This is a genomic window from Roseovarius gahaiensis (assembly GCF_011601345.1).
In the GTDB taxonomy this organism is placed as follows: Bacteria; Pseudomonadota; Alphaproteobacteria; order Rhodobacterales; family Rhodobacteraceae; genus Roseovarius; species Roseovarius gahaiensis.
On record NZ_JAAORB010000063.1, the window covers coordinates 1 to 10,353 of the forward strand.

A 10,353-nucleotide genomic window follows, 5' to 3' on the forward strand; every position below is an offset into this window, starting at 1 on the left:
GCTGTCTCGCAACAACAATTCAACCAGATACGCCGCCAACCTTCAAATCGCCCAAACACCAGATCCAGTCATAACTCATGGAGCCGCAGTTGGACCTTCACGGTGCGCTTGCGGGCATTCTGGCGTTGAGCCTTGGTGGTGCGGGGAAGCCCGGACAGCAAAAAGCCTCCTGCGAACAGGAGGTTATGCAAAGTATAGTATAATTGGTTGCGGGAGTAGGATTTGAACCTACGACCTTCAGGTTATGAGCTAAAACTGCTTAACTTCAATAAATTATAAAAATCAATGGATTAGCCAGCAAGCCTTTGAAACCACGAAGGTATTCACCGTGTTTCGCTGGGCTTCAGCGTTCTAGCGCGGATGCAGATGCTGGCAAAACTGTAGCCAACGGTTGACCAGACGTTGACCTAACAGCCGTATTTTACACAAGATAAGATCACGGTCCGAATTACGATCATCAACAATTATCAGCCAAACCAGACGCGGCGATTGCTCGACGCAGTGGGACGCAATGCAAAAACCAAGAAATAAAGCAGTTTACTTCCACCCCACCTGCTTGCCCTCAAACTTCATTACGTCATTACGAGCTTTCAACCTAGAAAGCGCAGCATCAGAGGCAGCACGCTTAGAAGCAATTACGTAATTTTTTTTGGACTTGTTTGATTCGCCTTCCTTTTCACGCTGAAAAGTTTCATCAGAGTGCGCGAAGGAGAACACTCCCAAGAATTCGCGATCTACACCGGTTTCACCGGGCAAGCGCCACTCATTTAACGCGAACTCAATCATCTCTTCCTCCCGCAAGTCGCATATGGTTTTCACCAAGGCGAGCGGACCATTTTTTTCAATTGTTTTCGAATTGAAGCGGTTTCGGCGCGCGCCAAACCGTACGTCATCACGGTTTTGAAGCACTGAAACAAAATTCGCTGCTTTAGCTACAACATCCGCCAAAGTAACGTTTTGCCTGAGCAGAGTTATTTTGGCTGCCTCTGCTTTCTCGATCTTCACCTCAGGGGTATTATTACTAAGAGTAATGTTTAATCCATGAGGTAGCAGCATTAGGTTGCCAAGACGACGAATTTGTTGACGCTCTTTATATTCTTCTACGGTCTTATCTTTGGCGTTCTTGGGCCAGATATGCTCCACGGAAAGATAGTCGTTAAGCCTGCCGGACTTGGCGTATTGCGACGTCAATTTTGAAAAATCGAAACTTTGCCGATCCAAGAGAAACTCTTCGAAGCGAGCAAGAAAATAACGGCGCCAAGGCCAAGTGTAGAAGTCGAAGTCATCCTCGTCATCAATGGTGAGGGACTGAACAATTGTACTGAGGCCATCCTTTGAGCCGCTTGTCACAAGTGATGTCAGTTCAGAGATAACGCTTTGATCTGTTATTTCGCCCACGAAATACTCGTTCGCTAGTTTATGTAGCTTCACGTTGAAGCTGTCTGAACGTGCTGCCATATTTCGAAGGCCATAGAGTCGGAAATTTGCTTTTTCAATGGCGGTTAAAACTGGTGCATCCGAATGATTATGTTCACGCCGAAACTGTCGTGCAAATATGAGCGGTAGCATGCCGGTTATACTATCGTGATGATTTAGGTGAGTCAGAGCTCTGGTAACAGGATCTTTGGGATCAGTGCTGCGGGCATTGCGGAGTTTGCTGTAAGCTTGAAAGTTAGACTTCAAAAAAGATACAAACTTTCGAAACTCTTCATATTCCTCAGTATCTTCAGGTAGTTTGCGGGCTACAATTTTGAAATCTGTGTCGCCCGCACTTCGCTTTCCAGGCCAGAACTGCGCCGTTACGGTAGCTCGCAAGACTGTGTCTACATCAGCGTCACTTAGCCTTGATTCACTGACGATTTGCTGAATTTGGCGCCACACTTCATTTATACTGGGTGTCGTCCAGTTTTTGATAGCGCTCAGATAAATTAAATGGTTTTTAACCAAATCCATCTGAGTGAGAGGCTTGCCGCGGTTGTTAATCGTTTCAAAAACCTTGGCGACTTCGTTTTCATCGACGAGCACAAAGAGGATGAAACTGAGTCTGTGCTCAATAAGCTCCAGCAAACGCTCTGCATTCGATTTGCGCGCTTCGACCCACGTTCCTAGCTGCGAAGCAGCAGCAACATAATTTGACTGAGCCAAAGTCGTTGTTTCGCCCGGGTTCCCGCCATTTAAGATGTTCACAAAAACCTCTTCGTCTTGAGGTTGCGGCGAAAACCTCACGGATCCAAGTTTAGAAATAAAGGTTTGCTTCCCGACCGCGCGGCAAAGTTGTGCGTGCAGAATAGCCAGCGTCGTTATCCGTTGCTGGCCATCAACAATAGCAAATGAATCTTGTGAATATTTTTGGGGCGTACAGATTATGGTACCGCAGAAGTGGGAGGCCTCGGTGCTACTGAGAGCAAGACGTTCAAGCCGCTCAATATCTTGCAGGAGATCGTCTCTCTGGCTCTTCCCCCAGTCGTAAGGGCGCTGATATGCGGGTATGTGAAAGGATCGGCGATCGGCGAACAGCTGTGGAAACGTCATCAGAGTAGCACTTGGCCAAGCGCGCTGCGGATCACTTGCTTGCATATGGGTCATCTGTGGCCTCTGCTTAGTTTTGTTACTCGGTTTATTGAAGGAGCCGGCCACGAGACACAATAGTGAGAAGACATCAATTTGGTCCGGAGACACGCCGCCCTTGGCATAAGAGGTGGTCGCGGAAATTCGGACCAGTTGTTAAGGTGGATCGCATGACGAGAGAGACGATCCGAAATGGCAAAGAGAAAGACGCATACGCCTGAGTTCAAGGCGAAGGTCGCGCTTGAAGCGATCCGCGAAGAGATGACGCTGGCCGAGCTGTCAAAGAAGTATGGCGTGCATCCGAACCAGATCAGCACGTGGAAGCGGGCAGCGATTGAGAACATGGCCACGGCCTTCACCCGTAGGGGCGCTGATCCCGGGAAGGGGAGCGAGGCGGAGATCGAGAAGCTGCATTCGAAGATTGGGCAGCTGGTGGTGGAACGGGATTTTTTAGCCAATGCCTCGGTTCAACTGCTCGGGACGCGAGGCAAAAAATGGTGAGCAAGGATCATGAGCTGAGCCAGCGGCGGCAATGCACGCTGCTGCAATTGTCGCGCTCGACGCTGTATTATCAGCCAAAAGGTGAAAGCGCTGAAAATCTGCGTTTCATGGAGATCATCGACAAACAGTTCCTGGAAACCCCGTGGTATGGGTCACGCCAGATGGCGCGGCACATGAAGCGCAAGGGGCACAAATGTGGGCGTCATCGCGTGCGGCGGCTGATGCGCCTGATGCGGCTGGTGCCAATCTATCAAGAGCCCAACACCAGCAAGAAGCACCCGGCGCACAAGATCTATCCCTACCTGCTCAAAGGGCTGGCGATTACCCGACCCAACCAAGTCTGGTGCGCCGACATCACGTATATCCGGATGGAGCGTGGCTTTTTGTATCTGGTGGCGATCATGGACTGGTATAGCCGCAAGGTTCTGGCCTGGCGGCTGTCGAACACGCTGGAAGCGGACTTCTGCGTCGCGGCGCTGAAAGAGCCGCTGGCCAAATATGGCCCGCCGGAGATCTTCAATACCGATCAGGGATCGCAGTTCACCAGCAGTGACTGGATCGATGAGCTGAAGAAGGCCAAGGTGAAGATATCGATGGATGGCAAGGGCCGCTGGATCGACAATCGCATGATCGAGCGGTTGTGGCGGTCGTTGAAATACGAATGCGTCTACCTGCGCGCCTTCGAGACCGGGTCACAGGCCCGAGACGGTATTGGGAAATGGCTGGCCTATTACAACGCCGAGCGGCCCCACTCGACCCATGGCATCTTGACCCCCGACGAGGTCCATGCCAACAAAACGGAACCAATGAAAATGGCAGCCTGATGTGAAACCCTGATCCACCTTAACTGGGCTGCATTCTGGTCGAAAATGCAGGACCACCTCTACCCAGACATTGAGTCGGCACGTTAATAAAGCAAATTCCACCTTCCGCCTATTTTCCACCCCCTGCCCCGTGCTGTGACTTGATAGAGGCGTCGATCTACGCCTGTGTCAGACGGGAAAGGAGGACCGGTAGTATGGCAAACCGACTGAAACTAAACGAAAAACTCCTGCGCGATGCGGAACCCGTGAAGGGTAAAAGCTATCAGATCTTCGACACGGAGATCCGCGGGCTTGCGGCCAAGGTTCAACCGTCTGGCAACCGCGCCTTCACACTGGATTACCGCTTCGCCGGACGGCAGCGACGGCTGACGATCGGGCGCTGGCCGGAATGGAGCGTGACAGCGGCGCGCGAGCGCGCGCGGGAACTGCGGCGCATGATCGATGAAGGACAGGACCCGCTGGCCGCAAAAGAAGAGCTGCGCGAGGCGCCCCGCGTGAGCGACATGATCGACCGCTACATCCGAGAACACCTACCCAAGTTGTCGCCGACCAATGCCAAAGATCAGATTTCAATGCTGAAGAAGATGGTCGAGCCGGCTTGGGGAAACCGTCTGGTCACGGAAATCACCAAATCCGACGTGGCCAAATTTCTCGATTTCGTGGCAGAAGGCCGGCCCCGCCCTTCAAAGCAAAAACCGAACAACCGCGCCCGCAAGCTGCAGGGGCACAAACCCACACCCATCCGGGCGAACCGCATGGGCGAGACCTTACGCAAGATGTTCACCTTGGCGATCGAGTGGGAATGGCGAACGGATAATCCCGCACAGGGGTTTTACCGGCGGATCGAACAGGCCCGCGAGCGGTTCCTCAGCCCGGAGGAATTGACCCGGCTGGCCGCCGTTCTGGACAGCGCCGAAGACCAACGCGCCGCCTCAATCATCCGCATGTGCATGCTGACCGGCGCGCGTTTGGGTGAGGTGCGTCAGGCACGTTTTGAGCAATTCAATCTCGACTATGCGATCTGGTCCAAGCCGGCCTCAACAACCAAGCAGCGCAAAATCCACCGTGTGCCGATCTCCCAAGAGGTCGTGGCCATTGTACGGCAACGCCAGTTGGTCGTGCCCAGTGGTAATCCTTGGCTTTTCCCCGGCGATGCTGTCGGCAAGCCTGTGCAGGAGATCCGCCGCTTCTGGATCAAGGTGCAGTGCGAGGCAGACATACCGGATGTACGCATCCACGACCTGCGCCACACCTTTGCCTCGCTGTTGGTCAGCGGTGGCGCCTCGCTGGAAATCATCGGACGCCTGCTGGGTCACAGCCAGATGCAGACCACGCAGCGTTATGCCCACCTAATGGAATCGCCTCTCCGCGCCGGCGTCGACAGCGTGGCCAGTATTTTCCGGCCACGCCCGCAGCTGGTGCATGATGCTGATCGTGACACCGATAAGGGGCAGCGCTCAGCGTGAACGCGCTGGGCGTTATCTGCCGCGGCTCAGCAACCGCCAGATCATCAGGATGCGCTTTCGGATCGTGCTATCTTCGGGGACCTTGCCAGATCTGGAATTGCGGACAAACCAATCCTGCACCTCCCCCACCAGCGCCGCTTGGCTTTCGGGGACCCCATAATCGTTGATGCGCTTGAAAAGCCACGCATACATGGCATCCCAATCATAACGCGGCGTCGCGCCTGCTGAATGCGCGCTCCGCCGTAGAAGACCGCGCTCATCTTCATAGCGCTGCACATCTTGCCCCGGCACCAAGAGATCGCTGCTGCAGATCTGGATCCCTTCAGTCGGATCAGTGATGTAAATCCAATCACCCCCCTCATAGGGCGCAATCCGACGCAAGCACGCCACCCTCTCACTCGGCCCCACCCTCCGGAACATCACCAGCACATCAGCGATATTCACCTGAACCAGCCCGCCGATACGCTGGCGGTCGCAGTCCACAGGCGGAATGCCCGTCACCACACGCAGTTGCCCAAGGATTGCGGCATCAACGACCTTGCTGGGCGCATACTCCCAGCGGATCGCCAGTTCCGTGAATGAATAAAATGCACTTGGTGTCGCAGTCATCAGTCCTCTCCGTTCCGCAAACTTCACCAGCGTCGGCCGCACACGCCTCGGCCGGCCTGCACCATTGCGCAGGCTGTGCGCCGCCGTTGGCGCATCGCGGTGCGGCGCACGTTGGTGGGGGTCGAGAGCAAGAACGAATGGAGCAAGGGAATCGCCCCAACCGACTGGGATAGCTTGCGAAACTCTGTGGAAAATGCACTCATTTAGGCGTAACAATCTGGCACCCTAAATGAAATACATCCCCTTCACCAAAACCCACGAGCTGCTCCGTCTCGCCGATATGGCCGCCGCACATGAGGACGGCATTACTCTGGAAGAGATCAAACAAACCTTCGGCATCACCCATCGCAGCGCGCAGCGCATGACGCAGGCCCTGATGCAAGCATTTCCCAGTGTGGCCGTAACCGGCGGCAAGCGCGGCCACCCAAAGCGATGGTCGCTTGCGGGGGATGAGCGCTTGCTACAGCTCAAAGGCATGCGTGACGACGAGCTTGCTGCGTTGGATATGGGCATCCGCCGCGCAAAGCGCGACGGTGCCCTGACAGAGGCCTGCGCTCTGCAGGCTTTACGTGATCGCCTTGTGATACTGGCCCCCAGACGAGAAATGCGGCGCGCCGAAGCTGATGCGGAAGCCAGCCTGCAGGCCCGGGGCTTTGCCGCACGGCCGGGTCCCAACCGGCAGTATAATCCCGCCATCCTCGAGGTCATCGATTTCGCCCTCAAAGGACCCTTCAAGCTTGAACTGAGCTATGTCGGCGAAACTGACGACCAGCCCCGTCAACGGGTGGTCGAGCCCTACGGCGTTTTATTCGGGTTTCGATGTTATCTGGCGTGCCGCGAACCCGCTGCATCTGACACGCGCATCCGTCACTTTCGACTGGACCGCATTCTTGAGGTGCGGCGCCTGACCGACAGCTTCATACGGGATCCTGAATTTGATCTGGCTCAGCATGCAGGACGTGCATTTGAATCTTTTCACTCTGAGACCGAGTTTGGAACGGTGATCTGGCGCTTCAACAGCCGGGCAGCCCCGGTGGCGCGAGAATACGTGTTCCATCCCAACCAGGTCATGCAGGACGATGAGGATGGTGGGCTCATCGTCAGTTTTGAAGCGGCGGGTTGGCTCGAGATGGCGTGGCATCTCTACAAGTGGGGCGACACGGTCGAGGTGATTGCCCCTGATCAGCTGCGACTCTTGGTCAAAGATTATCAGCGCGATGATTTTCCGTCGCTTCCGTGATGCCTGCGCTCTGGTCCGCGCGGAACCGAAGACGGGGTCATTCGAGGGTCGCGGCGCACAAACATAACCGACAACGCCCAAGGTCGACCGGCCATTGCCAACAAACACCGAGGAAACCATGAATGGAAAAGGTGGAATTCGCTCAGAAAATTCCGGAATTCAGCACCGGAATGTGGTGAGCGTTCACTTGTCACAACGCCAAACCCCATAAAACAAGGGGTGGAATTGATCTCCAGCCCCAATTCCACCTTCCGCCTCGTTTCCACCCCTCGGCCCCTGCTTCGATTCTCCATGCCCGACCTCTTCGGGCGTGCAGAAAAGGAGATCAGGGATGTCAGAGACGATGACCCTCGAACATCAGGCCGCATCGCAAGGCCTGCTTGCGGACTGGATCAGCCGGGATCAGCTGGCGCAGGAATTAATGGTGACGGCCGATACGCTGTCACGCTGGGAAGCGCGGCGGGAAGGGCCGCCCTGCATGCGCGTCGGCCGCAAAGTGTTCTATCGACGCAGCAGCGTTGAAGACTGGCTAATCAGCCGTGAGCAAAGCCAACCCGTTCGTCAGCGCAGGGGGCGCCGATGAGTATCCCCCTACCCTTCCGCAAGCCCAGCGCCCGGGACCGCGCCCGCCAGGACTGGATCGAAGAGCGCCGGCGCGAAGCGCGCATGGTGATCGCTGATGTGGCGCACCATTCCGATTATCTGGTTCGGCTCGCCTGCAACGTGCTGGTGCAACATGGTGAGACCTTCGAGGAGCGCGAGGACGCGCGCATTCTGCTGGTCGTGCTTGATGCCAAAACGCCAGGGCGGCTGCCCGCACCTGACCGGGAGGGCCGCTCATGAAACGACGCGGCACGCCCGAGGCAGATTTGCAGCGCGCTGTCGTGACCGCGCTGCGCTTTGCCCTCCCCAAGGGCACGATCATCCATCATTGCGCCAATGAGGTCACGGAGGCCGGTCCACGTGGCGCCAAGAGGCAAGCCATTCTTGTTGGCATGGGCGTCTATCCCGGCTTTGCCGATCTGATGGTACTTTGCGCTGGGCGTGTTCTGTTCCTTGAGCTGAAATCTCTCAAGGGACGGCTCAGCCCAGCGCAGGAGGCGTTTCGGGACGCCGTGACGGCGCAGGGCTTTGGCTGGGCGCTGGTACGCTCTCTTGACGACGCGCTGGGCGCCTTGGCCGATCATAGGTTCACGACCCGTGTTGCTTCCCCAACTGGGAGGGTCACGCCATGAGCCATGCCGCCACAAACTGGGCCATTCAGCAGCGCGGCCTGAAGCCTGCGACCAAGATTGTGCTTTGGCATCTGTGTGATCGGTTCAACCCAGATTTCGGGTGTTTCCCGACGCAAGAGCGGCTCGCGCATGATTGTGAAATCGGGCGCGCCACATTGAACCGGCATCTCGATGAGCTGGAGGACCGCCGGTTGATCAAGCGCGTGCGCATCGTCGACACTAAAACCGGCCAGCAGCGGCCCACGCGGTATTTGTTGGGGTTCGAGTTCGATGATGGCGATGATGCCCGGCCGTCAAGCCCACGCCCTGATGGGAACACTGCTACGGGTGCAGGTGACACAGCCCCGCCCTGCCCCCCTGAGGACGCTTCAACCGCATTACAAAACACCACCAAAACTCCGTGTCTTGATTTGGGACACGGGCAAGACGCTGAAACGTCCTATGGCGACGAGGGTAAAACACTGTCAGTCCCTGCCACGCCGTGTCCCAAAACAGGACACGGGCCCGTGTCTCATTTTGGGCAAAACCCGTGTCTCAAAAATGGCGATTCCCGTGTCTCAAAATGGGACACTAACCCTGTAAGGGAACCTTTAAGGGAACCAGTAAAGGAGGAGGAGGACGCGCGAGCGCGCGAAACGGATTTTGATGATTTTTTTGGAACGCTGCTCACAGCGCTGGGCTTCGATCCTGACGGGCCCCTTCCTGGCTGGTGGCAAGGCTGGCCGCCTCGAGAACACGTCCAGCGCTGGCAAACAGACCTGCGGCTGACCGAGGTTGAAATCCTCGAGGCGGCCGAGGCGTCTCGGCAAGACCACCCCGAGCCTCCCGACGGACCCAAGGCACTAGATCGGGTCATGCAGCGCGCTGCCCAGCGCAAGGCGCAGCTAAAAACGGCTTCAGATCTCTCAAAGGGCCAGGGCGGCAAAGGGCAACGGCGAAAGGCAGCGTCAGGGCCTGCGCCCAGCATCGACGAGCTGGCAGCCTTCTATGCAGACCGGGTGAAGGGCGACGGCTACTTGCCACCCAGTATGATCAGTACCACCATGTGCCAAGCCATGCTGGAGCGCGGACTGGTGACCCATCACCAACTTCGGATGCGGGGCGTACTATGAGCCAGTTTGATCGCAAGCTCCACGGGCATCCGCCCGCATCACCGCGCAAAGAGTGGCTCCAATCCCGCAGTGGGCGCCCAAAGCGCGTGATGACCGTGCAGCAGGCGCTGGAATGGGCGTTTCGCACAGAATGTGCACAGCTCGAGCTGCCCGAGCCGCCTGATCCAGAGCGAGACCAAGGGTTTGGGTTCGGCCTTGAATATGTCCTTATGCAGCGTGCGGCGCTGGGCTGCAAAATCGATGGTGGCCGGTACAAGTTGGGCGATTACACGCACGAGGATGCTGAGGTGATCGCGGCCACTGTGGCCGGGATGCCAGATGATCTCGGCGGCAAGCGCATGGCCATCCGGGTGGCAGAGCTTGCACGGGCCGGAATGACGCCGGACTGGATGCCCGGGGCGGTGCCACGCTGCGTGCCGGTGGACATGAAGCGAAACCGGTATGGCGATCGCGCGGTGACTGTAGTGGTTGGGAACGAGCGCGTTTGGTCACGAGGGAAGTGGCGGACGGTGGAGGTCAGGACGTGCCCTGTAACCTACCAGCCACATCCCAAGCAAATTGAGGCCGCACGACGGGGATACTGCGAATGGTGGAAGGCGCTGTTCTGGCTGAAGAAAGGGCTACAAGTTGGCGAGATGCTGCGCGAGGTCGAAGTAGCTGAAGGTATGCCAAAAGCGAACCCGGGGACACTCATCTGAATTGCACCAGATCAGTCCCCTAAGTAAGCCTACGCCGAGGGCCGTCTGGCGGGATGATTTGGCGACGGTTTATCGAGTGTCCTTATGGACGCACACGAGA

10 protein-coding genes are annotated in these 10,353 nt (G+C 56.7%); 8 read left to right on the forward strand and 2 right to left on the reverse strand.

Translation table 11 applies throughout. The annotated features are described in order from the left end of the window. Nucleotides 1-537 precede the first annotated feature (537 nt). Nucleotides 538-2,586 carry a DUF262 domain-containing protein gene (locus HAT86_RS16245; protein WP_167200337.1) on the reverse strand — a complete coding sequence of 683 codons (2,049 nt, stop codon included), beginning with the start codon at nucleotides 2,584-2,586 and terminating at the stop codon, nucleotides 538-540. Nucleotides 2,587-2,760: 174 nt separating this feature from the next. On the opposite strand from HAT86_RS16245, the gene HAT86_RS16250 reads away from it, so the two are divergent. Together HAT86_RS16250 and HAT86_RS16255 are read left to right on the forward strand one after the other, a co-directional pair. Further along, a protein-coding gene (locus HAT86_RS16250) for an IS3 family transposase (protein WP_408015032.1) occupies nucleotides 2,761-3,893 on the forward strand; the annotation gives its coding sequence in 2 pieces (ribosomal slippage) (nucleotides 2,761-3,028 and nucleotides 3,028-3,893; 1,134 coding nt in all). Between the two features lie 194 nt (nucleotides 3,894-4,087). Next, nucleotides 4,088-5,359: a tyrosine-type recombinase/integrase gene (locus HAT86_RS16255; protein ID WP_167200343.1), complete on the forward strand. Its 1,272-nt coding sequence runs from the start codon at nucleotides 4,088-4,090 to the stop codon at nucleotides 5,357-5,359. Between the two features lie 12 nt (nucleotides 5,360-5,371). On the opposite strand, the gene HAT86_RS16260 is transcribed toward HAT86_RS16255, so the two are convergent. Further along, nucleotides 5,372-5,995: a hypothetical protein gene (locus HAT86_RS16260; protein WP_331272576.1), complete on the reverse strand. Its 624-nt coding sequence runs from the start codon at nucleotides 5,993-5,995 to the stop codon at nucleotides 5,372-5,374. Nucleotides 5,996-6,197: 202 nt separating this feature from the next. Here HAT86_RS16260 and HAT86_RS16265 point away from each other — a divergent pair, with 202 nt between their 5' ends. From HAT86_RS16265 to HAT86_RS16290, 6 genes are all read left to right on the forward strand, one after another. Further along, nucleotides 6,198-7,208 (forward strand): helix-turn-helix transcriptional regulator, encoded by a 1,011-nt coding sequence (locus tag HAT86_RS16265; protein ID WP_167200347.1) that lies wholly within the window; start codon nucleotides 6,198-6,200, stop codon nucleotides 7,206-7,208. Nucleotides 7,209-7,539: 331 nt separating this feature from the next. Beyond that, a complete protein-coding gene (locus tag HAT86_RS16270; RefSeq protein ID WP_167200350.1) occupies nucleotides 7,540-7,791 on the forward strand; it encodes a helix-turn-helix transcriptional regulator in 252 nt (83 codons plus the stop codon). Then, the gene (locus HAT86_RS16275) at nucleotides 7,788-8,051 is read left to right on the forward strand and encodes a hypothetical protein (protein WP_167200353.1); all 264 of its coding nucleotides are present in this window, start codon (nucleotides 7,788-7,790) and stop codon (nucleotides 8,049-8,051) included. Before HAT86_RS16270 ends, HAT86_RS16275 begins: the two co-directional genes overlap by 4 nt. Beyond that, on the forward strand, nucleotides 8,048-8,443 hold the full coding sequence (locus tag HAT86_RS16280; protein WP_167200356.1) for a VRR-NUC domain-containing protein: 396 nt from the start codon (nucleotides 8,048-8,050) through the stop codon (nucleotides 8,441-8,443). Before HAT86_RS16275 ends, HAT86_RS16280 begins: the two co-directional genes overlap by 4 nt. Beyond that, entirely contained in the window at nucleotides 8,440-9,555 is a 1,116-nt protein-coding gene (locus HAT86_RS16285) for a helix-turn-helix domain-containing protein (RefSeq protein ID WP_167200359.1), read from the forward strand. Before HAT86_RS16280 ends, HAT86_RS16285 begins: the two co-directional genes overlap by 4 nt. Beyond that, the gene (locus HAT86_RS16290; protein WP_408015033.1) at nucleotides 9,552-10,253 is read left to right on the forward strand and encodes a hypothetical protein; all 702 of its coding nucleotides are present in this window, start codon (nucleotides 9,552-9,554) and stop codon (nucleotides 10,251-10,253) included. The genes HAT86_RS16285 and HAT86_RS16290 overlap by 4 nt, the downstream gene beginning before the upstream one ends. Nucleotides 10,254-10,353: the final 100 nt, after the last annotated feature.